The sequence below is a fragment of the Arthrobacter sp. TS-15 genome, from assembly GCF_006964045.1.
Lineage (GTDB): Bacteria > Actinomycetota > Actinomycetes > Actinomycetales > Micrococcaceae > Arthrobacter.
This window is the reverse complement of the sequence record NZ_SDXQ01000037.1, coordinates 65,828-91,253: the sequence shown is the minus strand read 5'-3', so window position 1 is coordinate 91,253 and position 25,426 is coordinate 65,828. Positions and strand designations below refer to the sequence as shown.

Below are 25,426 nucleotides of genomic sequence, written 5' to 3'. Positions count from 1 at the left end.
TCTCACCAAGGACGTACTCGCCCAAACCACACTGATGACCGGTTACCCGCCGCTTGCAGCGCCCGCCAGATAGGATCAACTCAGAAAATCCCTCTCTCATAGCGGCCTGGCAAATGCCGCGGAACCTGGAGCAAACCCATGTCTGAAGCAGTAACCACCGGCCGCAGCGTCCTGATCACCGGCGGCAACCGGGGCATCGGCCTCGCCATTGCCAAATCTTTCCTTGCCAATGGAGACAAGGTGGCTGTCACCTACCGCAGTGAATCAGAATTGCCTGAGGGCATCCTGGGGGTGAAGGCCGACGTCACGGACGAGGCGTCGATTGACGCTGCGTTCAAGATTGTCGAAGAGGCGCATGGCCCTGTGGAGGTACTGGTTGCCAACGCGGGCATTACCAAGGACACGCTGCTGCTGCGCATGAGCGAGGACGACTTTACGTCAGTCCTGGACACCAATCTCACCGGCGCCTTCCGTGTCATCAAGCGGGCCTCCAAAGGCATGATCCGGTTGCGGAAAGGCCGCGTTGTCCTCATCTCGTCGGTTTCCGGTCTCTATGGCGCCCCCGGCCAGATCAACTACTCCGCTTCCAAGGCAGGCATGGTGGGCATTGCACGCTCGCTGACGCGCGAACTCGGCAGCCGCGGCATTACGGCCAACGTTGTTGCACCCGGGTTCATCAACACAGATATGACTGCTGAATTGCCGGAGGAAACGCAGAAGTCCTATTTGGCCAACGTTCCCGCCGGACGCTTCGCTGAAGCTTCCGAGGTAGCAAACGTGGTGCGCTGGGTTGCCAGTGACGAGGCCGCGTACATCTCCGGAGCCGTGATTCCTGTGGATGGCGGCCTGGGGATGGGCCACTAGGCAACTAGCCCGCACATAAGTTTTTGTTCGAGGGCAACAACGGATTTCTCCCGTGCCGCTGGCATGATGGAACCCGAGCCCACCGAATTTGGATGAAGTGAACAAAAGGAGCACGAATGGGAATGCTGGATAACAAGACCGCGATCGTCACAGGGTCCTCCCGCGGAATTGGCGCCGAAGTTGCCAAGATCCTCGCAGGTGAGGGCGCCGCCGTCGTGGTCAACTACCGCCAGAAGGCGCCTCGCGCCAACAAGGTAGTGGCCGGGATCCAGGCTGCAGGTGGACGTGCAGCCGCCGTCGGCGCAGACCTCACTACCGATGAAGGAGTTCACGCACTGGCCAGCACCGCGATGGAAGAGTTCGGCTCCCTCGATATCCTGGTCCTCAATGCCTCCGGCGGTATGGAATCCGGCATGGAGGAGGGGTACGCACTCAAGCTGAACCGCGATGCCCAGGTCAACATGCTCAATGCGGCTGTTCCCCTCATGCCCGAGGGATCTCGCGTGGTATTCGTCACCAGCCACCAGGCGCACTTTGTGGAGACCGTGCCCACTATGCCCGAGTATGAGCCTGTGGCAAAGAGCAAGCGCGCCGGTGAGGATGCCCTGCGCGCCCTCCTGCCCAACCTTGCGGACAAGGGCATCTCACTGGTGGTTGTGTCCGGCGATATGATCGAGGGCACCGTGACTGCCACGTTGCTTGATCGCTCCAACCCGGGCGCTATCGAAGCGCGCCGCGCGGAAGCCGGCAAGCTCTACTCCGTGGAGGAGTTCGCAGCCGAGGTGGCAAAGATGGTGACCGCCGACGTCGAATCCGGCCACACTGAATATGTGGGCGGCGCCGACTACTTCGACAAAACGTCAGAGTAGCCTTCGCACACCACTCCAGCAGAGGCCCGGGACATGTGTCCCGGGCCTCTGCTGCTTAAACACGCCTTGGCGTGTGAACAATAACGATTCCAACAATTATTTTGATTTTCGCGTCACGAAATGCGCTTTATTGTTTTACGGCAATCGCTTTGCAATATGGGATTTGATCTGATTGACTCTCAAAGGCGCCCTCGCCCTTGGTTATCAACGGGCCGCACAACCCCGGGTTGGGAGTTTAGATACACTCAGCAACCTCATGCAGCATGTGGAAGCTACTCGGTTGACTCACAGGGCGATTATTGTCCCCTTGCATTAGGAGCTTTCGTTGGACCTGTTATTGCACGCCGATAATATTCATGCATCATACGATCAGCGGCGAATCCTCAAAGGCGTTGCACTTTCGGTACGACGAGGCGAGATCCTGGGTTTGATCGGAACCAACGGTGCGGGAAAAACCACGCTGATGGGTGTACTGGCCGGCTTGCATCAACACGACGCCGGGCTGATGACGCTGGCGGGAGAAAAGTATGGGCCGGAATCCCTTGATGAAGCGCAAGCCTGCGGAGTCGGCCTCATCCCGCAGAACTTCAGGATCGACCCCCAGCTAACCATCGCACAAGCCATCTTTCGCGGTACGTTCCAGGCAGACAGGCCCCACGAGGAACTCCGTGAGCAAGCAAGCCAGCTGATCGGTGACATCGGCGTCAGCCTGGATCCGGACACCAAAGCTGGATCCCTCATCCGTGCTGAGCAAGCCCTGGTGGAAGTCCTGAGGATGGTCGCCGAAGAAGCCCAGCTCGTCATCATGGACGAGGTTGCTGCATCGCTTCCGGACCATGACGTCGCCGTGCTCCATCAGGTTCTGCGCATGCTCGTCCGGCAAGGACGGGCCATCATTTACATCACCCATCGCCTGGACGAAGTCCGATCCATTGCCCACCGCATAGCCGTACTCAGGGAAGGCCGGGTGCACAAAACCCTGGAGGCCAGCCATACCGACGTCGACGAACTGGCCTTCCTGTTGCTTCAGCACGAACTGGAAGGCAGCGCCAGGCCCAGCGACCCCGCTGAGGTTGATGAAGTCTTGCGGGTAGTGTCCCTCAGCGCTGGGGACAGGGTTCGGGACGTTACCTTCAGTGTGGGCAGGGGCGAGATTTTTGGCTTGGCAGGAACGCATCGTTCCGGCGTCTACGAGTTGGTCGAAGCGCTGGCGGGCGTCCGCCCCGGCACCTCAGGCCACCTGCTCATGCATTGACAAGCAGTGCAGATTCGGTCGGCCGAGGATGCCATGCGGTTGAAGATCGGATACTTGTCCGATGCCCTCGACGCTGACCAGGCCACGGGCACCATAGTGGAAGGCCTTCAGCGAGGCGTGGAAGGGGGAGAAACGAGCCTTCGGGATGAGATCACGCAGCTTCGTGGGGTTGCGGAAGTCATTCAACGCATGCGCATCAGCACCACCAACATCCACGGAAACATCAGTACGCTTTCGGGCGGCGACCGCCAGAAAGTGCAGCTTGCCAAGTGGATGACCACAGGCTGCGACCTCTTGATTCTTAGCCATCCGAGCCGCGGAATCGACATCGGCGCCAAGGAAGCGGTCTACCAGATGCTCAGCGAACTCAGCCAGACAGGCGTGGCCATTATTCTCCTGTCCTCGGACCTGTCCGAACTGATCAGCTGGTGCCACCGGGTGGGCGTCATGCGAGACGGCGAACTCGTGACCATCGAGGCCAATGCCAACACCAACGAAGATGTGCTGGTGCACCATATGTTGGGCGTGAAATTTGAATCAGGCAGCAGCGAGGCCCGGCGCGCGAGAATTTGACGCGTTGGATCCCTGCCACGGCAATAGGGGCGGTGACGCATGATGCGCCACCGCCCCTAGTGACTTTCCTCGAAAGATCAGATGGTGATGTCCTTGGCGAGGTTTTTGAGCTTGTGCCGGGCAAGCGCCAGGTTCGCATAGGTCCTGTCAAGCACAAGGTAGACGAACAGCCCCTTGGAGCCGCTCGAGTTCAGTACGTTGATGAGGTGGTACTGCGTTCCCAAGGTAATAAGAATGTCTTCGATGTCGCTGTCAAGGCTTAGGTCGGCCATGGTACGCAACTTGGCGCTCACCACGTTGGAGTTGCCGGCTGCTGCAACTCCGAGGTCAAAGCCGGGGCTTCCGCCCTGGGCCAAGGCCATGCCGCTGGAGTAGTCCACCACGGCAGCACCAGTTGATCCTTCGATGGCCAGCAGTTGCTTTATGGCTTCGTCCAGTGTGCTCATATCCGGTAGTTCCTGTTCTGTTGAGTAATCGGGAGTTTCTGTGAAGTCGGCAAACCGGCTTGCGTCGTCGTCATCAAGATCCAAGTGGAGGATCTCAAGCAAGGGTGACAAGGGACCTTCCGCGCCATCTTGTTCATGGGCGTTGGATTGGTAGCCTTCGTCGCGTTTCCACCATTTCCATGTGCGCTCTGAACGGCCCACTTCCTACCCTCGAATTTCATCATTCCGGTCAACCGCTGATAATGCGGAGATATTGATAAGAATCTCCACTTTACACAATTAAGGGGCATCGGAGACTGAAATACGCCCTCGGCTACCATCGAGGGTATTCCGTCACCAGAAAGAATGACAATTGTATAAATTGTTTTTGTTTCTGCGTCACGAAATTGGTTTTGCTGTTTCAGATCGGGTCTTTACGTTTTGAGCATCGATAACGGGCACGCAGATACGTCAAAGCACCGGCGGGATAACCGCGCCGGTGCTTTGCGAGGGGACTGGAGAGGGGCTCGGGGAAAATGCGCCCCTGCAATCACACGTTGGCTATGTGCCGCACGGCGTCCAAATACGGCATGGTGATCACGGCGTCTGCCACCGCGCGAACAGCAGGTTTGGCATTGAAAGCAACTCCAATGCCGGCAGCACTGAGCATGTCAAGGTCATTGGCACCGTCGCCCACTGCGATGGTGTGCTCAAGGCTGATGCCCTCAGCAGCCGCCCACTCGCGCAAGTACTTTTCCTTGGCGGCCCGATCGATCACCGCGCCCAGCACCTTACCGGTCAACGCGCCGTCGACGATTTCAAGCTCGTTGGCGATCCAATGGTCCAAGCCGAGTTCATCAGCGATCGGACCCAGGATCTGGTTGAATCCTCCGGACACCACCGCCACCACGTGGCCCGCCTTCTTGAAAGCCGCCACAAGTTCTGCAGCACCAAGGCTGAGGCGCACCTCTTGGCGAACAGAATCGACGACGGCGGCAGGCAGGCCTGCGAGGACGGCAACGCGGGCGTGGAGGCTCTGGGCAAAGTCCAACTCGCCGCGCATTGCGGCTTCGGTGACGGCAGCGACTTCCTCGCGTTTGCCAGCGTGCGCTGCCAGCAGTTCAATGACCTCTTGCTGGATCAGCGTGGAATCAACATCCATGATCAAGAGCTTTCGGGCGGCTTGGCGCAACGATTCAGGCACGATGGCAGTATCCACCCCTGCTTCTGCGGCCTCTGCCACCAGCCGACGCATGGTGCGCAGTTCCACATCCGTGTCCCCGCCCACCAAGAGAGCGGCCGTGTGCACTCCAAAGCGCTCGTCTCCACCCTGTGATTCCGATGACACTGCCGCGCCGGCATCGGCCAGCGTCTTCCGCACATTGTCGAGGGATTCGGGGGACAAGTTCACGCCATAGCTGACTGCAGCCAAGTTCGAAGTCATGGCCCCAATCCTACTGAGGGCGTTGCACGCGCCCGAATTCGTTTCGCCACACAGAGCCTGCTTCACTGCCGGTTATCAGTCATATGGATTTTTGTCCTAGTGTCTACTGCTATGAGTGATGTTCTGGAATTGGCTTCCGTCAGCGTTGTCCGAGGCAAGAAGACCCTGCTGGACAAGGTTGACTGGCAGGTCAACGAAGGCGAACGCTGGGTCATCCTGGGACCCAATGGAGCCGGCAAGACCACCCTCCTCCAGATTGCTGCCGCCCGCCTGCACCCAAGCAGCGGCAGGGCCGGAATCCTTGACGAAACCCTGGGCCGCGTGGACGTCTTTGAACTGCGACCCCGGATCGGACTTTCCTCCGCCGCTCTTGCCACCCAGATTCCCGAACACGAGAACGTTCTCAACGTTGTGGTGACCGCTGCCTACGGAGTTACCGGCCGCTGGCGCGAGGGCTATGAGCGCGACGACGAACGCCGCGCCTTTGCCCTGCTCAACGACTGGGGGATGGGTCCTCTCCTGAACCGGACGTTCGCCACCCTGTCCGAGGGTGAGCGCAAACGTGTCCAGATTGCCCGCGCACTGATGACGGACCCCGAACTGCTTCTGCTGGACGAGCCCGCGGCCGGCCTTGATCTCGGGGGACGCGAAGAACTGGTCCACAAGTTGGGCGAACTCGCCAGTGACGAAGCAGCTCCGGCCATGGTCCTTGTCACCCACCACCTTGAGGAAGTGCCGCCAGGGTTCACTCACGCCATGCTGCTGCGCGAAGGCGGAGTGGTAGCTGCTGGTCCCATCAAGGAAGTACTTACCGACGAGCACCTCAGCAACACCTTCGGCCTGGCCTTGGATGTTTCGGAGAACGCCGGCCGCTACACGGCTACTGCCCGGCGCTAGAGGAGTTCTGTAACTTACTGTGGAGATTCTTAGCAGCATCCTGGTCTTTTTCGCGGGCTTGTGGGCCGGCACCATCAATGCCGTCGTCGGCTCCGGCACCCTTGTTACATTCCCCGTTCTCATCGCCATTGGCACAGCGCCAGTGGTTGCCTCCATGAGCAACGCCATGGGCCTGGTGGCGGGGAACGCCGCCGGCGCTTGGGGCTACCGGCGCGAACTCGCCGGCCGCGGTCGGCAATTGATGAAACTCTTGCCGGCCTCGTTGCTGGGCGGCATTACCGGTGCCTGGCTGCTGCTCCACCTTCCGGAGAAGGTGTTCCACTACGTAGCCCCAGTGCTGCTGATACTGGCTTTGCTGATGGTGGTCTTCCAGCCCAAGCTGCAGTCCTGGGTGAAGAACAGGGAACAAAACCCCGAGCATGCCATCCGCGATCGAAATCACGACGTCCTTTTAGTGGTCCTCGTGTACCTGGCGGGCGTATACGGAGGTTACTTCGTGGCAGCACAGGGAATCTTGCTGGTGGGGATTCTGGGGGTCTTCCTCTCAGGCACCATGCAAAACGCGAATGCCATGAAGAACATCCTGGTGCTGGGCGTCAACATGGTTGCCGCCGTTTCCTACCTGATTTTTGCGTTCGACCGTATTGAGTGGTTGTTCGTCCTCATCATCGCCGTAAGCTCCACCATTGGCGGCTTGATCGGTTCAAAGGTAGGCCGAAAGCTGTCCCCGAAGGTCCTGCGGGCCGTGATCTTCGTCCTCGGCATCGTGGCACTGGGCTTCATGATCGCCAACCTGCTGAAGTGACCGCACCTTGACGTTCCACTACCTTGAGTCGGCCGAGGATCCCCGCGTCAGCGACTACACAACGCTGACCGATGTTCATCTTCGGAAGCTCCGGGAGCCCCAGGAAGGCATGTACATCGCCGAATCCTCCAAGGTCCTCCGCAGGGCACTGGCCGCAGGCCATCAGCCACGCTCCTTTTTCCTGGCGGAGAAGTGGCTTGAGGACCTGGACGATGTTTTCCAGGCGTATCCCGACGTTCCGGTTTTCATTGGCAAAGCTGCACTATTGGAAGAGATCACCGGCTTCCACCTGCACCGCGGAGCGATGGCTGCAATGCACCGGCCAGCCCCCGTTCCGCTGGCGCAGCTCCTTAGCAACGCCCAACGCGTGGCTGTGCTGGAGGACATCGTGGACCACACCAACGTTGGCGCCATCTTCCGCTCAGCTGCGGCGCTGGGTGTGGACGCCGTGCTGGTATCACCCAGGTGCGGGGACCCCTTATACAGGCGCAGCGTTCGGGTCAGCATGGGAACGGTCTTCCAAGTACCGTGGGCGCGCTTGGAAAGCTGGCCTGAGAGCTTGGCAGGCCTGCAGGAGCAAGGCTTCACGGTGGCCGCCATGGAGCTGACCGATGATGCGTTGACCCTGGACGAACTCGCCGCCAGAAACTACCCGAAACTGGCCTTGGTGCTGGGGACCGAAGGTGCCGGCATGAGTGAGGAGACGCTGGCCGCCGTCGACCTCACCGTGAAGATTCCCATGCGCGCAGGTGTGGACTCACTCAATGTAGCAGCCGCCTCGGCAGTGGCGTTCTGGGAGCTTCGTCCGCAGCACTGAGTCCGGTTCGTCTGGCATGGGCGTTTCCGCTATGATTGGTTGTTGGCCCGCCCGCTGGAATGTTCGCATTGCAGCCACGGACCACCTCCATTCATACCTGGCAGCTGGCAAAATCCAGTTGCGTGAACAAAAGGTCCCATTATGAAGTCTGATATCCACCCGAAGTACGAAGCTGTTGTCTTTAACGACCTGGCCTCCGGTACTCAGTTCCTGACCAAGTCCACCGTGTCTTCCTCGAAGACCATCGAGTGGGAAGACGGAAACACCTACCCGGTTATCGACGTCGAAATCTCTTCGGAGTCCCACCCGTTCTACACGGGCAAGCAGCGCATCATGGACTCCGCTGGCCGCGTCGAGCGCTTCAACGCTCGTTTCAAGGGCTTCGGCGGCTCGAAGTAACCCACTTCACCCCAAGGCTTTCAAGGCCCGCATTGCTGGACTTCCGGCAATGCGGGCTTTTGCGTTTTCCGGCAAGATGGAAACCATGACTTCCCACCCGGCCCACGAACAGCCCACCCATGACGACGGCACGCGCCTCCACGGCGAATACAAAGTACCGGGCGGCAAACTCGTAGTTGTTGACCTGGTGGTGGTTGATGGACGGTTTACCAATGTTTCGCTGAGCGGCGATTTTTTCCTGGAGCCCGATGAAGCCCTTGAGGACATCAACCGCGCGCTGACCGGACTTCCTGAAGACTCAACAGCGGCGGACATCGCCGCGGCCGTCACGGGCGGCCTCCCCGAAAACACCGTCATGTTCGGTTTCTCCGCCGAAGCGGTGGCGGTAGCAGTCCGTCGCGCACTGTCCAAGGCCACAGGCTGGGCGGACCACCAGTGGGAAGTCATCCCGCCGTCAGTCCTGCCCACTCAGGTGAACGTCGCGCTGGATGAGGTACTCACGGCAGAGGTGGGAGCCGGTCGACGCAATCCCACGTTGCGGTTCTGGGACTGGGAAGAACCATCCGTGGTGATCGGCAGCTTCCAGTCGGTGCGGAACGAGGTGGATCCGGACGGGGTCATGCGGCATGGTATCTCCGTGGTGCGTCGCATCAGTGGTGGAGGTGCCATGTTCATGGAGGCCGGAAACTGCATCACCTATTCGCTGTACCTGCCGCAGACGCTGGTGGACGGCATCAGCTTTGCTGACTCCTACGCATTCCTCGATGCCTGGGTCATGGCAGCCTTGGAGAAACTGGGCATTACTGCCTTCTACGTGCCCTTGAATGACATCGCCACCGATCAAGGCAAGATCGGTGGTGCCGCACAGAAAAGGCTCGCTAACGGCGGCATGCTCCATCACGTCACCATGAGCTACGACATCGACGCCGACAAGATGGTGGAGGTCTTGCGCATCGGCAAGGAAAAGCTCTCGGACAAAGGAACCCGGAGCGCCAAGAAGCGCGTGGACCCCCTGCGTCGCCAGACAGGTCTTGCACGGTCGGCAATCATTGAGGCCATGAAGGATGTCTTCATCAAACGCTACGGTGCCGTTGAATCACGGCTCACCGATAGTGAGCTCGACGAAGCCAGGCAGCGTGTGAATGAGAAGTTTGGCACTGAGGAATGGCTGAACCGGGTTCCCTAGGCGTTCCCCGGGTCATTTCCGGTGTACCTATCCTGCTGTCAACCTTTCCCGTCGTTCAGCCTGCCGCTTGGGCGGTCAGCGCCCGCAACAGGTGGCTCCGTTGTTCGATGAGGATGCGGCGCAGGGCACGGGGCGCCTCAGGGTGGTCATGCAACCACTGGTCCGCCCGGATGAGGACCGGATGCTCGGCAGGCCGCATGCCTTCGGTGAGATTTTGGGCTCCGGGAAAGAGTCCACGGACAATCCGGCCCGCGATTTCAATACTCCGTTCGGACCACACTCGTTCAAGGCACTCGAAGTAGGGCTCGATGTAGCGTTCAAGAAGCTCTCCGGGAGCAGTGACGAACCCCGCTATGGTGGCGCTGAGGATCTCGTTGGAAAGACCGGCGCTGTTGACGATGGAATCCCAGGCTGCGGCCTTAACTGAGGCCTCTGGACGGGCGGCCGAGGCCAGAGCGTAGCCCTCCTTGCCCGATGCTGTGGTATCAGCGTCAAGCTCCCGGTCCAGCTCAGCGAGGGTCGCCTGCCCATGGGCGGCCAACGCCTGCCACAGGCTCCAGCGCAGTTCAGCGTCCACGGCCAGGCCTTCCACCACGGCGCTCCCTTCCAGGATTCCCCGCACCAAGGGGAGCTGGCTGGCACCGTGCCTGGAAACGTCGGCCACGGTCTTGGCCCAGGCAAGTTGCTGGTCAGAGCCTGCAACAGCAGCCATCAACTGCTCAGCAGCTACGCCCAGAAAATCCTTCCGTACGCCCTCGCGCGTAGCCGCGGAGACATAACGCTCGGTAGCACTGGCAGCGTTGCCCAGCACGTTGAGCAGGACTCCTATGCCCGTTTCCGAGGGCGCGAACTGCTCGACGGCGGACACGTAGCTGGCCGCGGGGGTGACGCCATCCCTGGCTGAATCCCAGAGCGCAGTCCAGCAAAGAGCACGTGCCATGGGATCCGAAATCCTGTTCAGTGATGTCCTTACCGTGTGTTCGGATCGGCTGTCCAGCCGGACCTTGACGTAACTGAGGTCGTCATCGTTGACCAGGAGCAGCGCTGGCCGGCGCCTTCCCTGCAATTCCGTCACCAGTGAGCTGGGTCCTGCAACGTCTACGTCGATGCTTTCGGTCCTTACCAAGGCACCCGTTGAGTCGGCGTCATACAGGCCCAGCCGCATACGGTGCGGACGGAGTTCCTGGTGACCGGTGAGGGGATCGATGGCGTCCTGCCGGAGCGTTACCGCACCGAGTATCCCGTCGTCTTCCACAATCTCGGCCGAAATAGTGGAGATGCCGGATGTCTGCAGCCACTGCCGGGCCCATCCGGCCAGATCCCGTCCCGAGGCCGCGCTGAGGGCCGCCAGGAGATCCTGGAGGGAAGTGTTCCCGAAGGCGTGATCCCTGAAGTACTGACGGGATCCTGCAATGAAGGCATCAAAGCCAACATAGGCAACCAGCTGCTTCAACACCGACGCACCCTTGGCATAGGTGATCCCGTCAAAGTTCTGTTTGGCGGCTTCAAGGTCCGGAATATCCGCCACGATCGGGTGCGTGGTGGGCAATTGGTCCTGCACATAGGCCCAGGCTTTGCGCTTGCTGGCGAAGTTCACCCATGCCGTGTCCCAATCCGTGGCACGGTCCACCCCCAGTGTCCCCATGTAGTCGGCGAACGACTCTTTGAGCCAGAGGTCATCCCACCAACTCATAGTCACCAGGTCTCCGAACCACATGTGGGCCATCTCATGCATGAGGGTATTGGCGCGGGCCTGGTACTGGGCGTCGGTGGCCCGTGAGGCGTACACGTATTTTTCAGTGAATGTCACGAGCCCGGGGTTTTCCATGGCGCCGAGGTTGTATTCGGGCACGAACGCTTGATCGTACTTGCCCCAAGGGTAGGGGTAGGCGAAAAGGTCGTTGAAGAAGGCCAGACCGTTCTTGGTCAACCCGAACAGGTGATCGGCATCGAAGGAGTCGGCCAACGAAGCCCGGCAGTAAAGTGCCAGTGGCACGTCCAGGCGAGTGCCGTCGTCGAGCGTTGTTCCCCAGTGGTCCGTGGCCTTGAAGTAGGGGCCGGCAAGGACCGTGGTGATGTAGGTGGACATTCGCTTGGTAGCGGCAAAATCCCACCGCGCGGCAGTCGGCTGGCCCTGAACCGGCGTGCGGGCCACCTCAACTCCGTTGGATGCGACTTCCCAGCCGATTGGAGCGATCACGTGGAAGGTGAACTCGGCTTTGAGGTCCGGTTGTTCGAAATTGGCGAACACGCGGCGACTGTCCGCCGGTTCGTACTGCGTGTAGAGGTAGCACTGGCCATCCGCAGGATCCACGAAGCGGTGCATTCCCTCGCCTGAGCGGCTGTACAGCGCCGTCCCTGTCACCGTCACGGTATTCTCGGCAGCGAGGCCTTCCAGGATGATCCTGTGGCGGTCCACCACTGACCGCAGGTCAAGCGTCAGGCCGTTCAGCACTACGGACTCGATGCCGCCGCTGATGAAATCCATGAAGGTGGCGGAGCCGGGTTCGGCTGAGAAAGTGACCGTGCTGATGCTCGGGTAACCGGCGACGGCGGGATCTGCCGCGTCGCGGACATCGAGGGTGACGTCGTAGCTGTGGGTGGTGATCAGGGCTGAACGGGTTGCGGCTTCATCGCGCGAGAGATTGTGATTCGACACACAGCTATCTAATCATGATCCACGCGGCCCCCAGGCCCAGCGATGCGATGAGCAGCCAAGAGCCCAGCGCCACCAGAACGGCGCGCCCTCCCGTATGAATCAGGGTGCGTACACGCACCGCCGAACCCAGCCCGAACAGGGCAGTCGCCAGGAGGATGTCCTGGACAGCGGCCGCCATTTCCAGACCGGTCTGCGGCACCCAGCCCAGTGAGCGCAGTGCCACCGTGGCGAGGAACCCGACCACAAACAGAGGAACAATCGGCGGGAACCGCCCGTCGATACCACCAGCCCCATCGCTTGTGCTGCTGGCACGCTTCCTTACATGGATGATTCGTTGGTGCACCCCGGCGGCAGCCGCAACCGGGGCCAGTAGGACCACACGCGTCAATTTGACGACGACGGCGATCGCCAGCGCCGATGTACCTGCAGTTTGCGCAGTGGCAACTACTTGGCCGACGTCATGCACCGAGGCGCCTGTCCACGCTCCGAACTGTTCAGGGTTCAGGCCCAAGGGGTGCATGAGCAGCGGCAAAACACCGATGGCGAGGGTACCGCAGAGGGTTACCAGTGCCACGGGGAGCACCGTGTCTTGATGTTTGATGCGTCGCACAGCTGCCATGGCGCCGATCGCGGATGCGCCGCAGATGGAGAAGCCGGTGGCAATGAGCAGGGCAGCTTCCCCGGGCAGACGCAGCAGACGCGCCAGCCCATAGGTTCCCGCAAAGCTCACCAGGACAACCCCGGCGATCAGCAGCAACGACAGCCACCCCAGGCCGATGACGTCGCCGATGCTGACCTTGAGGCCCAAGAGCACAATTCCGGCACGCATAAGGTGCTTTCCCGCGAAGTCCAGGCCTGGCCGGGCGCGCCCCGCGGCCAGGATAGCCGTGCCCGGTATATTTGCTGAAAGCAGTCCCAAGGCAACGGCTAGCGTCATCGCCGGGACAGCCGGAAAGACGCTGTGGATCGCGAAGGCAAGACCCGTGGCGGCGATGCTCAGGACCAAGCCTGGCCCCAGCCGGGACAAGCGGGGCGCGGGACTGTTGAAGGGCATGCCTCAACCCTGCCGGATGGGGGCACGGAAGGCGAACCGGGAGCACCCGGAAACGGCGACACAACCAGCGCGAAATGCGCTCGACTCAAAAAGGTGATTACCTGAATCCCATGTCTGACCTATTCCAGGATTACTCCGAGGCTGCTTCCCGCACTGGCGCCTATGACGAGATGTTTGCCCAAGGCCACGTTGCCAGAAGATCCTACGGTCAGGTTTCCGGGGCTCTCCGCGAGCTTTCCCTGGCCGATGTCACCGCCCGTGCCGACTCCATGGCGCGCACCTTCCTGGACCGTGGCGTGACATTCGACTACGCGGGGGAGGAGCGGCCGTTTCCCCTGGATATTGTCCCGCGCGTCATTCCCGCCGATGAGTGGGATGTGCTGGAGAGAGGCGTAGCCCAACGCGTCAAGGCACTTGAGGCCTTCCTCAATGACGTTTACGGACGAATGGCCGTTGTCACCGACGGCGTGATTCCCCGGCAGCTGGTGACCACCAGCGCGCACTTTCACCGCGCGGTGCACGGCTTCGAACCGTCAGGTGGCGTCCGGGTCCATGTCTCAGGGATCGACGTCGTGAGGGATGCTGCCGGAACTTTCCGCGTCCTTGAAGACAACGTCCGCGTACCTTCGGGCGTCAGCTATGTCTTGGAGAACCGGCGCGCCATGGCCAAGGGTTTGCCCGAGGCTTTCGGCCAACAGCACATCAGGCCTGTGGAGGAGTACCCCAGGCGGCTCCTCTCCGCACTGCGCAAGACCGCTCCCGCAGGCGTGGACGACCCCACCGTGGTTGTCCTGACACCGGGCGTCTTCAACAGCGCCTACTTCGAGCACACCCTCCTTGCAGGGCTCATGGGCGTCGAGCTCGTTGAAGGCAGGGACCTCATTTGCCGCGGCAACCGTGTCTACATGCGCACCACAGCCGGTGAGCAGCGCGTGGACGTGATCTATAAGCGCATCGATGACGACTTCCTGGACCCGTTGCAGTTCCGCTCGGATTCAATGCTCGGTTGCCCGGGCCTGGTCAACGCCGCACGGGCCGGAGGGGTGACTATTGCCAACGCTGTAGGCAACGGGGTGGCGGACGACAAGCTCGTGTACAGTTACGTCCCTGACTTGATCCGGTACTACCTTCACGAAGAGCCGATCATCGCCAACGTTGACACTTTCCGGCTTGAGGAAAAGGAAGCCAGGGAGCATGTTCTGGACCGCCTCGACGAACTGGTGGTCAAACCTGTGGACGGTTCCGGTGGTAAAGGCCTGGTCATCGGACCGGATGCAACGAAGGACGAGCTTGACGCTTTGCGCAAGCGCGTCATTGCCGATCCCCGCGGTTGGATCGCCCAGCCTGTCCTGCAGCTCTCCACAGTACCGACGCTCTCCGGCGACAAGTTCGGGCCGCGGCATGTGGACCTGCGTCCTTTCGCAGTCAACGACGGCGACGACGTCTGGGTCCTGCCCGGAGGCCTCACCCGGGTGGCGCTCAAAGAAGGCTCTTTGATAGTGAACTCCAGCCAGGGTGGCGGTTCCAAAGACACCTGGGTTTTGGCTGACTCGCCGCAGTTGCCGGCCGAGATTATTCCCCGCCAATCCGTCACCATACGTGAGCAGGTATCCGTGTGGCCGGTGGAAAGCAATTGGCGGGACCGCCAAACGGAGCAGCAGCAGTGAACGCGCTCCACCAACACTTGAACTTCGATCTGCACCACGCGAAGGAGGCAGTTCCATGCTGAGCCGCATTGCTGAGTCACTCTTCTGGATCGGACGCTATGTTGAGCGTGCCGACGGTACTTCCAGGATTTTGGATGTACACCTTGAGCGTTTGAACCACCTGCCCCTTGAGGAACAGAGAAGCGTCGCGCGGGAGCTCCTTGCCGTGATGGGTGCCAAGCCGCAAGGGGAAGAGTTCGGCCTCCCCGAGCTCCTCCATGCGCTGGCCTATGACAAGCACAGCGCATCCTCCATAGCGGGTTCTTTGGGCGCAGCCCGTGAGAATGCACGCCGGGCCCGCGAGACTGTCTCACAGTCCCTTTGGGAAAGCCTCAACACCACTTATTACGGCCTCAATCAGCATCGCAAGGACGTTGTAGGAACCTACCGCTTCTGCAATTGGGTTTTGGAGCGCACCGCCATGGTCCGCGGGCTCGCGGACACCACTGTCAGCCACGATGAGAGCTGGTTGTTCATGGTGCTCGGCCGCTCACTGGAACGCGCCGATATGACGGCCCGCATGTTGTCCACGCGCGATGTCCAATCCGCTGGGATGTCATGGGTCAACATGCTCCGGTGTGCGGGAGCGTATGAGTCGTTCATCCGGACCCGCAGGGCTGCATTCGGGGACCAGCACGCGGCAGAGTTCCTGCTCCTGGACCGATTGTTCCCGCGCTCGATTGTGTATGCCTTGCGTGATGCCGATGATTGCCTGGCCAAGTTGGATCCTTCGGCGCAGCGCGTCGGGTTCATCAACGATGCCCGACGGATCGTGGGCCAGGCCCGCACCTTCCTGGAGTTCCACCGCACGGACGATCTCATGTCCGAACTGCCCGAGCACATGGAACGTGTGCAGAAGGCAGTGACGCAAGCGTCGGACGCAATTTCCCGTAAGTACTTCAATCAGGCTGACGAGCACGCCTGGGTGGGAGAAGTTTCATGACCCGGCTGAGCATCGTTCACAAAACCGCCTACAAGTACAACCGACGCGTGACCTTGTCCTATAACGAGGCCCGCATGACCCCGCTGACCGACGGTCAACAAGTGGTCCTGGAGGCGTCGCTGAAAGTTTCACCCCATCAGGCATCCGTCAGCACCTACCGTGACTATTGGGGAACGCGTGTCACCGCGTTCGATATGCAAATGCCGCACGAAAGCCTTGAAGTCCTCGCTACAGCCACTGTTGAGGTGCACCGCACGGAACGGGTGGCAACCGAGGATGACATCGTGGGATGGGACGTCATAGCCTCGGAGAAGGTCCAGGACGAGTTCAGCGACTGGCTGCCTCAGTCCCGTCTTAGCGGGCCAGGCGAGGAAGTCCTGGGGATCATTCCCGACGTTGTGCGGGGAAAGAACCCCCATGAGGCCGCTCTCGCAGTGTTCGCGTGGATGGCCGGTGAGATGACGTATATGAAGGGCACTACCGGCGTCACCACGAATGCCGAACAGGCATGGTCCCAACGCCAGGGCGTGTGCCAGGACCTGGCACACCTGGCGATCGGTGCCTTACGCTGCAGCGGCATTCCGGCGCGGTACGTCTCCGGCTATATCCACCCCCGGTCCTCGGCGGACATCGGCGAAACCGTAGCCGGCCAATCACACGCCTGGCTGGAATGGTGGGATGGAGAATGGCGCAGTTGGGACCCCACCAACCACAAGCCTGCAGGGGATTACCACGTCACAGTGGCACGCGGCCGTGACTACCGGGACGTTCCGCCCTTGAAGGGCATCTTGTCAGGGGGAGGCGGTTCGGGACTCTCGGTATCCGTGGAGATTACCCGCCTCGCCTAGGAGTTTATGTACAGAAAAGGCCCTTAAGAGTCGCTCTTAAGGGCCTTGTCTGTACTCAAACCTAACGTCTTTCTACCAAGGAGACGGCTTGTAGTCCTTGAGGAAGACACCGTACTGGTCCTCGCCCTTTTCACCCATCACAATGGGATCGTAGACACGCGCAGCACCGTCCACCAGGTCCAAAGGAGCATGGAACCCTTCCTCCATGAGCCGGACCTTCGTGTAGTGCGGCCGTTCGTCAGTGATCCATCCGGTATCTACCGCGGTCATGAGGATGCCATCGGAATCCAGCATTTCCTGTGCGCTGGTCCGGGTCATCATGTTCAACGCAGCCTTGGCCATGTTGGTGTGAGGGTGTCCCGGGCCTTTGTAAGCGCGGGAGAACTGGCCCTCCATGGCAGAGACGTTAACGATGTACTTCCTGTGGGCTGTGGACCGTTTCATGGCGTCCCTGAGACGGCTGACCAGCAAGAAGGGCGCCGTAACGTTGCACAACTGGACCTCGAGCATCTCCAAGGGATCCACCTCGTCCACCACCTGGGTCCAGCTGTTGATGGCGGCGAGGTCCGGAACCAGGCCGCCGGCGTCGATCGCTGTTCCCGATTCAATGCGTTCCAGAGATGCTGATCCCGTGGAGAGCGCCAGAGAGGTGATCGCATCGCCGGCCAGCACCGGGTGTTCGGTGACGCTGCTGGCGAGGGCAAGCGGGTGCTTGTCATGTGCGTGCCCGAAGGTCACCAGCTCGGGCCCGCCGTTGGCAACTTCAAGCGCCGCCGGCAAGGGCTCGTCTTCTGCATCGACCAAGGGCTTGTACGCATTGCCCGAGCGTCGCACGGTCTGAGCTGCATTGTTGATGATAATGTCCAGCGGGCCGGCTTCATTAAGAGAGTCGGTCAGAGCCATCACTTGTGCCGGGTCACGGAGATCGATGCCCACAATCCGGAGCCGGTGCAACCATTCGCCGCTGTCTTCCATGGCAGCGAATCGACGCGCAGCGTCTTTGGGAAAGCGGGTGGTGATGGTGGTGTGGGCGCCGTCCCTGAGAAGGCGCAAGGCAATGTACATGCCGATCTTGGCGCGCCCGCCGGTCAACAATGCGCGCCGTCCCGTGAGATCAGTGCGGGCATCGCGCTTACTGTGGCTGAAAGCCGCGCATTCGGGGCAAAGCTGGTGGTAGAACGCGTCAACCTGCGTGTAGTGCTTTTTGCAGATGTAGCAGGGACGGGAGCGAATGAGGTGCCCTGCAATTTCCCCGGTGGTGGAAGGGGCCAGCTTGTTTCCGCGGGTTTCGTCGTCGATGCGGTCCGGGGCGGCGGTAGCAGTGAGGGCAATGACAGCCCTGTCTGCTTCCGCGATGGAGTCGCGCTTGGTGACGCGCCGGTGCCGTTTGACGGCTTTGAACATCTTGCCGGTGGCACGGCGGACAGCAACGTAGTCCGGGTGCTCTTCGTCGTAGACGTGGATCGTGGTCAGAACCTTGAGGCAGGCCTGGATCTCTTCAGGCGTCAGATCGGTGGAGCTCATTGACCTGATTTTACAGCCTTGGGAGCCAGTGGCCTGCCTCGGGTTCTGTGGGTGCCGGCGGTGCGCCTACGGGCTAATGCGACGCACCCTGCCCAGCGGCGTCCGCTACGCGTGATTGGATGCCGGCTGCCACCTTTTCCGCTGAGTCGCGGATATCGGGATCGTCATGCGTGGCCGCTTTGACCGCTTCCGGCAACCCACGCCGATGCTGTGCGGACAACGCAAGTTCGGCTTCACCGGGCTCGGGGACAACCTGACCCTTTGCCAGCACGGTAATGCCGGATTCGGTGACCTTGTAGCCTCGGGCCTTATCCAAGGCGGGGTCCAGGCCGATGGCCGCGCCCGCAGGCACCTTGACGTTTTTGTCCAGGATTGCCCTCTTGATGACGGCGCCCTCGCCCACACGGACCTTATCCATGAGCACGGAGTCCTGAACCCGGCTACCGGCAGCCACATAGGCGTCGTTGGAGAGGACGGATCCCTCAACGATTCCGCCGGAAACCACCACGCCGCTGGCAACGATGGAATCCAGGGCTGTTCCCACTGTGTTGTTCTCACCACGGACAAACTTCGCTGGCGGCGAGATGCTCTGGCGCGTGTAGATCGGCCACTCGGAGTTATAGAGGTTGAAGATCGGCACGGGGGAGATCAGGTCCATATGAGCGTCGTAGAACGAGTCAATGGTACCGACGTCGCGCCAGTAGGTCCGGTCGCGGTCGGTGGCACCGGGAATGTCGTTAAGGGTGAAGTCATAGACGCCGGCTTCTCCCTGGTCCACGAAGTAAGGAATGATGTCGCCACCCATATCGTGCTTGGTATCGAGGCGTTCCGCGTCCACATGCAGCGCTTCAACGAGGGCGTCTGCGTTGAAGACGTAGTTGCCCATGGAGGCCAGGAACTGCGTGGGGTCGGCTGCCAGCCCGGGGGTGCTGGCCGGCTTTTCCACGAACGCGGCGATCTTCCGGGGATCGTTCTGGTCTACCTCGATCACGCCGAACTGGTTGGCCATGTTCAGCGGTTGCCGTACTGCAGCAACCGTGGCTTTGGCGCCGCTGGCAATGTGTTGCTCCACCATTTGGGAGAAATCCATGCGGTACACGTGGTCAGCGCCGACCACTACCACGATGTCCGGGGCGTCATCGTGGATGAGGTTCAGCGACTGATAAATTGCATTGGCACTGCCAAGGAACCAACTTTTGCCCACGCGCTGCTGCGCCGGTACAGATGCCACATAGCGGCCCAGCTGCGTTGACATGCGCCAGGTTTCCGAGATGTGCCGGTCGAGGCTGTGCGATTTGTACTGCGTCAGCACGACGATTTTCAAATATCCCGAATTAACGAGATTGGACAGTGCAAAGTCAATTAACCTGTAGCCGCCTGCGAACGGAACGGCTGGTTTGGCCCGATCCGCCGTTAGCGGCATGAGTCGGTTGCCTTCCCCGCCTGCCAATACGATTGCCAAAACTTTCTTCAACGCCATGGTCACAGCTCCCCGTACGTCTTCGTATCCCCCAAAAGTCCGATTTTCCGGACTCTTTCACACTAGAACACATACGCCGGAACGACTACGTTGGTTAGCGTGCGAATAGACATTGTGACTAAAGAATTCCCTCCGGAAATTTATGGCGGTGCCGGTGTCCACGTTGCCGAGCTCAGCCGGGTGCTGGCAAAGCACGTCGACCTTCATGTTCGGGCGTTCGGCGCGCCCCGTGACGCCGACTATCACGGGGCTTCGGTGGCGTCCTACGCCACACCCGAAGACCTCGGCGATGCCAACGCTGCCATCCAGACCCTCGGCGTCGACTTGAGGATCGTTCCGGATATTGCGGGGGCGGACCTTGTCCACTCGCACACCTGGTACGCCAACATGGCTGGACACCTCGCCTCGCTGCTCCATGGCATTCCGCACGTACTCAGCGCTCACAGCCTGGAGCCGCTGCGTCCGTGGAAGGCCGAACAGCTGGGTGGCGGTTACGCCTTGTCTTCCTGGGTGGAGAAGACGGCCTATGAGGCTGCGGCGGCGATCATCGCCGTCTCCGATGGCATGCGGCAGGACATTCTGCGCAGCTACCCTGACGTGGACCCGGACAAGGTGCGCGTCGTCCATAACGGAATCGATGTCTCCCTGTGGGAACGTGATGAAGAGGACGATGCAATCCGGGCCTTGGGCATCGATCCCGCCAAGCCCAGCGTGGTCTTCGTTGGCCGCAATACACGTCAAAAGGGCGTGCCGTACCTGCTCAGAGCCGCTTCAAGCCTGCCTGACAACGTCCAGTTGGTGCTCTGCCTCGGCGCTGCGGACACTCCCGAGCTCGCTGCCGAAACCGCACGCCTCATTGAGGAACTGCAGGCCAAGCGTGAGGGCGTCATCCTCATTGAGCGGATGTTGCCGCGTAGGGAACTCATCCAGGTCCTCAGCCACGCCACGGCCTTTGCCTGCCCGTCGATCTACGAGCCCCTTGGCATCGTGAACCTCGAAGCCATGGCCTGCGGTGCCGCAGTGGTGGCCAGTGCCACGGGCGGCATTCCCGAGGTTGTCCAGCACGGCGAAACGGGCCTTCTGGTGGAACTTGAGCAGGTAACCGATGGCACGGGTACGCCGTTGGACCCGGAAAAGTTCGTCAGCGACTTCGCCGCGGCATTGAACCAGGTTGTGGCCGATCCCGCCCGTGCCCGCGAAATGGGCATCGCAGGACGGCGCCGCGCTGAAGAGCACTTCTCCTGGGAGTCCATCACGGAAACGACGCTTGAGGTCTACCGGTCGGTTTTGCGCTAACCCTCGGCTCTGAAGAACAGCAAAACCACGACGGCGCCGTCGTGGTTTTCAATAGTTCCGCAATTGTTCACCGCTCGTAAGCGGCCTGCTGCTAGCGGCTCTTCGAGGCCTTCAGTGCCATTAGCGTCTTCTCATCCGCAGGAGCACTGCCGTTGGCTCGCTGCTCGCGGAAGTGCTCACGCGCCGCATCCTGCCGGGTTGCTTCCGCGCCGGTGGCAATGGAGGCACGCAGGTGCTCAGGACCATAGCCAAAGGCGTCCACAAGGTCCACCGCGTGCGGGCGGATCTTCACCAGCAAGCGGTTGATGTACGTGCCTACGGTACGGCCACGCTGCATCGACAACCTTCCGTTCATGAGGTACCAGGACAGATGCTTCTCGATCAGGGACAAGCCGAACAGGTCCCGGAGCCAGGTCAGGACCCGCTTGGTTCCCTCATCCTTGACCTCCGCGAGGGCCTCGGTGAAGGCTTCCCACTGCAGGAGTTCAGCATGTGCCTGGGCAGCTTCAATGAGCTCATGCTGGTGCTGGTTGAAGAGAGCAGCGGCCTGGTGTTGGGGAAGCTTGTTGGCCCCCTTCAGTGCAGCACCGACTTCTGCAACCATGGACTGGACGCGGTCAGCCAGGAGGGTTCGCTGACCTTCCTCGTCCCGCAAAGCCAGTGCTGCCTTCTGGACTGAACCGGTATCGGCCACGAACTGGGCAACTTGCCGCAGACCCGTCCGGTGCAATGCGACACCCGCGGCTTGATCTACCACGTAGCGGGCCAGGACGCCAAAGTCGGCACTCCGGAATTCCTTGGCATAGTCGGCCAGCAACCGCTTGGCCACCAGCTGCAGCAGGACGGTGTTATCGCCTTCAAACGTGACATAAACGTCCAGGTCCGCACGAAGCGACGCAAATCGGTTCTCGATCAGGAAGCCCGCGCCGCCACACGCTTCGCGGCACTCCTGCAGGGTGTCCAAGGCATGCCAGGTACTGAGTGGCTTGAGCGCGGCCGCCAATGTCTCCAGGTCCTGACGGTCCGCGTCGGTGTCGTGGGCGCCGGAAAAGACGTCGTCGAACTTTTGCAGGAGCTGCTCGTGGGCAAAGCTGGCCGCGTAGGTAGTTGCCAACCGGGTGAACAAGCGTCGCTGGTGCCGCTGGTAGTCCAAAAGGACCTCTTCGTCGGTGCTGGACGAGGCATTGAACTGTCGACGCTCGGTGGCGTACTGGATGGCCGTTTTCAGCGCCAATTTGCTCGCGGCCACTGCGGCACCGTCAAGGGAAACGCGGCCCTGGACCAGCGTTCCAAGCATCGTGAAGAAGCGGCGTCCGGGGCTCTCAATGGTGGAGGAGTACGTGCCGTCCACAGCTACATCGCCGTAGCGGTTCAGGAGGTTGGTGCGCGGTATGCGAACCTCGGTAAAGTGCAACCGGCCGTTATCGATGCCGTTCAGGCCGCCCTTGATGCCGTCGTCCTCGCCGCCGATACCCGGGAGGAATTCTTTGGTAGCTGGATCGCGGAGCTCCACATAGAAAGCGTGGACACCGTGATTGACGTTCTTGGTGATCAGCTGGGCAAAGACCACTGCGGCAAGGCCGTCGTTTGCCGCGTTGCCGATGTAGTCCTTCCACGCCGCCCTGAAGGGGGTATTGATAATGAATTCCTGGCTGGCTTCGTCATACGTCGCCGTGGTTGCAATGCTGGCGACATCCGAGCCGTGGCCTGTTTCAGTCATGGCGAAGCAACCGGGAATCTCCAGGCTCATGATGCCCGGGAGCCACTTATCCTGATGTTCCACCGTGCCCAGGTGCATCACTGCAGAGCCGAAGAGGCCCCACTGGACGCCGGCCTTGATCTGTAGGGACGGATCAGCAGTGACGATCTCTTCGAAGCCGGCGATGTTGCCGCCGTGGTCATCCGAACCGCCCAGACGGGTGGGGAACGCGCGATGGACAGTGTTGTTGTCCACCAGGAACTTCAGCTGCTCGAACACGCGGGCGCGGTGCTCGGTGTGATGCAGGCCTTCGATCTTCTGCACCACCGGGTTCCCCGCCACCTTGCGGGCTTCGTGGCGGATATGCGCCCATTTTCCAAGGAGCTGCTCTCCGAGGGCGGCTACGTCCACCACCGGCTCGGCGCCGGGGGTGGCTTCTTCGCGGCCGGAGGGTTGCTGGGCGGATGAAGCCCGGTCCACTACTTCAGTCATGTTGCTTCCTTCTTTGGTTCCGACAACTGATGAGTCGTTGCTGATGTCAGGTGGTGCTTCTAAGTTCCGGGGCGATGCCCAGGCACAGCCAGTCCGTGATCTGGGCGGCCATGGTTGCCTGATCGGGTTTGGTGCTGCCTGCGGGGCTGCCGAGCCACATTTCGCCGGCATTCCTCACGAGTCCAATAGCGGCTGTGGGCCAGTACACGATGACCGCTTCCTTCTCTCCGCCAAGGTGCTCCCGCATGGGAGTTGCGATCATGTCCGTGATTTGTTCGAAGAAGTTGCCCAGGGCGCCCGAGGCCGCGATGGCATCCTGGGCCGAAGCCTCCCCGGGAGTAAGCCGGGTGATGAAGGCGTAGACGTTAGGGCTGGATTCGGCCATCTGCAGATATGCCGACACCATGGCAAAGAGTCCCTCGCGAGGAGTTTGCGCCAGCTGGGTGGCCTCCTGCATGCGTCGCTGCATTTGCCCCAGCACTACTTCACCCATGGCTTGCTGGAGACCTGCCTTGTCCCCGAAGTAGCGGTAAAAGACTGATTTGGATGTTCCGGCGGCCCCGGCGATCTCCTCCATGGAGGCATCGCTTCCAAGACTGTGGACGGCTCTTCGCGCGGTTTTGATGAGTTCGCGCCGGCGCTCTTCACGGTGGGACTGCCACCGGGCTGCACGTCCATCCACTACCGCGTCTGCGTCCACTGCACCGGGTACTTCAACGGCAAGCTGCGGGGAGCCGGCGGCTTCGGCGGATTCTTCGTGGCGACTGTTCACGATACCCAGCGTATCAGGTACGCTGGGTATCAGTAACTGGCATTGATCGAAGGAGACAAGCATGGCTGCAGCAGACGTGACAACGAACGGGCCCTTGGAACCGGCTACCACCCCACAAGCATCGCGTTCGGCGGTCATCGTAGGCGGCAATCGCATCCCGTTCGCCCGCACCGGCGGCGCCTACGTAAAATCCTCCAATCAAGACATGCTGACCGCGGCCTTGGAAGGACTCATTGCCAGGTTCGGGCTCCAGGACGAACGCATCGGTGAGGTAGCAGCCGGGGCGGTCCTCAAACACTCAAGGGACTTCAACCTCACCCGGGAAGCTGTGCTCGGCTCTGCTTTGTCTCCGGAAACCCCCGCATACGACCTCCAACAAGCCTGTGCCACAGGTTTGGAGACAGTCCTGGGACTGTCCAACAAGATCAAGTTGGGACAGATTGATTCAGGTATCGCCGGTGGGGTGGACTCGGCATCCGATGCCCCGATTGCTGTCAGTGAAGGATTGCGTGAAATCCTGTTGGATCTGAACCGGGCAAAGACCACGGTGCAGAAACTAAAGATCATCGGCCGGATCCGGCCCAAGGATCTGGCCCCGGACGCGCCCAACACCGGAGAGCCCCGCACGGGATTGTCCATGGGTGAGCACCAGGCCCTCACAACCGCACAATGGAAAATTACCAGGGAAGCCCAGGACGAGCTTGCTTACAACAGCCACCGCAATCTGGCGGCCGCGTACGAGCGGGGCTTCTTTGATGACCTCATCACCCCGTACCGCGGCCTGAACCGGGATTCAAACCTGCGCGCGGACACCACCTTGGAGAAGCTCTCCACCCTGAAGCCCGTCTTTGGGAAGACGCTCGGCTCCGAGGCCACTATGACCGCTGGCAACTCCACACCCCTGACAGACGGCGCATCAACGGTCCTCCTGGCAACGGGGGAATGGGCGGACGCCCACGGCCTGCCCAAGCTCGCTACGGTCCTGGACGGCGAGGCGGCCGCCGTGGACTTCGTCCATGGCAAGGACGGCCTCCTCATGGCGCCGGTCTTCGCTGTGCCACGCCTCCTGGCCCGCCACGGCCTTACCTTCGAGGACATCGATTTCTTCGAAATCCATGAAGCCTTCGCCGGGACGGTGCTCAGCACCCTTGCCGCGTGGGAGGACGAAGATTTTGGCAGGACGCGTTTGGGCCTGGATGGCGCACTGGGAAAGGTGGACCGTGCCAAGCTCAACGTCAATGGATCCTCGCTAGCTGCGGGCCATCCGTTTGCCGCTACAGGTGGCAGGATCGTAGCTTCCCTTGCAAAAATGCTGCATGAGAAGGGCAGCGTAGACGGCCGCCCTGCCCGTGGCCTCATTTCCGTGTGCGCCGCCGGCGGTCAGGGTGTCGTTGCGATTCTGGAAGCAGCTTAAGGGGG

General features: G+C 61.0%; 22 protein-coding genes. 14 read left to right on the top strand and 8 right to left on the bottom strand.

Annotated elements, in window-relative coordinates; translation table 11 throughout:
- Window positions 1-138 precede the first annotated feature (138 nt).
- The 4 genes from EU811_RS15395 to EU811_RS24250 all read left to right on the top strand — a co-directional run bounded on the left by EU811_RS15395 (window position 139) and on the right by EU811_RS24250 (window position 3,561).
- A complete protein-coding gene (locus EU811_RS15395) occupies window positions 139-864 on the top strand; it encodes a beta-ketoacyl-ACP reductase (RefSeq protein WP_142939210.1) in 726 nt (241 codons plus the stop codon).
- A gap of 116 nt (window positions 865-980) precedes the next feature.
- Window positions 981-1,733: an SDR family oxidoreductase gene (locus tag EU811_RS15390; RefSeq protein ID WP_142939209.1), complete on the top strand. Its 753-nt coding sequence runs from the start codon at window positions 981-983 to the stop codon at window positions 1,731-1,733.
- 325 nt (window positions 1,734-2,058) lie between these two features.
- Window positions 2,059-2,988, top strand: a complete 930-nt coding sequence (locus EU811_RS24255) for an ATP-binding cassette domain-containing protein (protein ID WP_238703423.1) — start codon at window positions 2,059-2,061, stop codon at window positions 2,986-2,988.
- Window positions 2,989-2,994: 6 nt separating this feature from the next.
- The gene (locus EU811_RS24250) at window positions 2,995-3,561 is read left to right on the top strand and encodes an ATP-binding cassette domain-containing protein (protein WP_238703422.1); all 567 of its coding nucleotides are present in this window, start codon (window positions 2,995-2,997) and stop codon (window positions 3,559-3,561) included.
- 77 nt (window positions 3,562-3,638) lie between these two features.
- Here EU811_RS24250 and EU811_RS24245 read toward each other — a convergent pair whose 3' ends face one another.
- On the bottom strand, window positions 3,639-4,208 hold the full coding sequence (locus EU811_RS24245) for a hypothetical protein (RefSeq protein WP_238703421.1): 570 nt from the start codon (window positions 4,206-4,208) through the stop codon (window positions 3,639-3,641).
- 328 nt (window positions 4,209-4,536) lie between these two features.
- Window positions 4,537-5,430 carry a phosphoserine phosphatase SerB gene (gene serB, locus EU811_RS15375; RefSeq protein ID WP_142939208.1) on the bottom strand — a complete coding sequence of 298 codons (894 nt, stop codon included), beginning with the start codon at window positions 5,428-5,430 and terminating at the stop codon, window positions 4,537-4,539.
- A gap of 111 nt (window positions 5,431-5,541) precedes the next feature.
- Here serB and EU811_RS15370 point away from each other — a divergent pair, with 111 nt between their 5' ends.
- From EU811_RS15370 to EU811_RS15350, 5 genes are all read left to right on the top strand, one after another.
- A complete protein-coding gene (locus EU811_RS15370) occupies window positions 5,542-6,327 on the top strand; it encodes an ABC transporter ATP-binding protein (RefSeq protein WP_142939207.1) in 786 nt (261 codons plus the stop codon).
- Between the two features lie 19 nt (window positions 6,328-6,346).
- The gene (locus EU811_RS15365; RefSeq protein WP_142939206.1) at window positions 6,347-7,132 is read left to right on the top strand and encodes a sulfite exporter TauE/SafE family protein; all 786 of its coding nucleotides are present in this window, start codon (window positions 6,347-6,349) and stop codon (window positions 7,130-7,132) included.
- A 7-nt stretch (window positions 7,133-7,139) separates the two neighbouring features.
- Window positions 7,140-7,949, top strand: a complete 810-nt coding sequence (locus tag EU811_RS15360) for a TrmH family RNA methyltransferase (RefSeq protein ID WP_142939205.1) — start codon at window positions 7,140-7,142, stop codon at window positions 7,947-7,949.
- Between the two features lie 141 nt (window positions 7,950-8,090).
- Entirely contained in the window at window positions 8,091-8,348 is a 258-nt protein-coding gene (locus EU811_RS15355; RefSeq protein ID WP_142939204.1) for a type B 50S ribosomal protein L31, read from the top strand.
- Window positions 8,349-8,424: 76 nt separating this feature from the next.
- Entirely contained in the window at window positions 8,425-9,534 is a 1,110-nt protein-coding gene (locus EU811_RS15350; protein WP_446698054.1) for a lipoate--protein ligase family protein, read from the top strand.
- Window positions 9,535-9,589: 55 nt separating this feature from the next.
- On the opposite strand, the gene pepN is transcribed toward EU811_RS15350, so the two are convergent.
- Both pepN and EU811_RS15340 read right to left on the bottom strand, forming a co-directional pair.
- Window positions 9,590-12,193 carry an aminopeptidase N gene (gene pepN, locus EU811_RS15345; RefSeq protein WP_142939202.1) on the bottom strand — a complete coding sequence of 868 codons (2,604 nt, stop codon included), beginning with the start codon at window positions 12,191-12,193 and terminating at the stop codon, window positions 9,590-9,592.
- A 4-nt stretch (window positions 12,194-12,197) separates the two neighbouring features.
- Window positions 12,198-13,247: a YeiH family protein gene (locus EU811_RS15340; RefSeq protein ID WP_142939201.1), complete on the bottom strand. Its 1,050-nt coding sequence runs from the start codon at window positions 13,245-13,247 to the stop codon at window positions 12,198-12,200.
- 110 nt (window positions 13,248-13,357) lie between these two features.
- On the opposite strand from EU811_RS15340, the gene EU811_RS15335 reads away from it, so the two are divergent.
- Genes EU811_RS15335 through EU811_RS15325 form a run of 3 tightly spaced genes read left to right on the top strand, consistent with a single transcriptional unit; the run spans window position 13,358 to window position 16,744 of the window.
- The gene (locus EU811_RS15335) at window positions 13,358-14,914 is read left to right on the top strand and encodes a circularly permuted type 2 ATP-grasp protein (RefSeq protein ID WP_142939200.1); all 1,557 of its coding nucleotides are present in this window, start codon (window positions 13,358-13,360) and stop codon (window positions 14,912-14,914) included.
- A gap of 55 nt (window positions 14,915-14,969) precedes the next feature.
- Window positions 14,970-15,896, top strand: a complete 927-nt coding sequence (locus EU811_RS15330) for an alpha-E domain-containing protein (RefSeq protein ID WP_142939199.1) — start codon at window positions 14,970-14,972, stop codon at window positions 15,894-15,896.
- Window positions 15,893-16,744 carry a transglutaminase family protein gene (locus tag EU811_RS15325; RefSeq protein WP_142939198.1) on the top strand — a complete coding sequence of 284 codons (852 nt, stop codon included), beginning with the start codon at window positions 15,893-15,895 and terminating at the stop codon, window positions 16,742-16,744. Before EU811_RS15330 ends, EU811_RS15325 begins: the two co-directional genes overlap by 4 nt.
- Window positions 16,745-16,816: 72 nt before the next feature.
- Here the strand turns inward: EU811_RS15325 and EU811_RS15320 are convergent, their stop codons facing one another.
- Entirely contained in the window at window positions 16,817-18,268 is a 1,452-nt protein-coding gene (locus EU811_RS15320; protein ID WP_142939197.1) for an SDR family NAD(P)-dependent oxidoreductase, read from the bottom strand.
- A 73-nt stretch (window positions 18,269-18,341) separates the two neighbouring features.
- Entirely contained in the window at window positions 18,342-19,754 is a 1,413-nt protein-coding gene (gene glgC, locus EU811_RS15315; protein ID WP_187697213.1) for a glucose-1-phosphate adenylyltransferase, read from the bottom strand.
- A gap of 93 nt (window positions 19,755-19,847) precedes the next feature.
- On the opposite strand from glgC, the gene glgA reads away from it, so the two are divergent.
- Complete coding sequence (gene glgA, locus EU811_RS15310; protein ID WP_142939195.1) at window positions 19,848-21,044, top strand: glycogen synthase; 1,197 nt, start codon at window positions 19,848-19,850, stop codon at window positions 21,042-21,044.
- A 91-nt stretch (window positions 21,045-21,135) separates the two neighbouring features.
- On the opposite strand, the gene EU811_RS15305 is transcribed toward glgA, so the two are convergent.
- Window positions 21,136-23,235: an acyl-CoA dehydrogenase family protein gene (locus tag EU811_RS15305; protein WP_142939194.1), complete on the bottom strand. Its 2,100-nt coding sequence runs from the start codon at window positions 23,233-23,235 to the stop codon at window positions 21,136-21,138.
- Between the two features lie 46 nt (window positions 23,236-23,281).
- Window positions 23,282-24,070, bottom strand: a complete 789-nt coding sequence (locus tag EU811_RS15300) for a TetR/AcrR family transcriptional regulator (protein WP_142939193.1) — start codon at window positions 24,068-24,070, stop codon at window positions 23,282-23,284.
- Here EU811_RS15300 and EU811_RS15295 point away from each other — a divergent pair.
- Window positions 24,069-25,421 (top strand): acetyl-CoA C-acetyltransferase, encoded by a 1,353-nt coding sequence (locus EU811_RS15295; RefSeq protein ID WP_142939192.1) that lies wholly within the window; start codon window positions 24,069-24,071, stop codon window positions 25,419-25,421. The two genes, EU811_RS15300 and EU811_RS15295, sit on opposite strands and share 2 nt — an antisense overlap.
- Window positions 25,422-25,426: the final 5 nt, after the last annotated feature.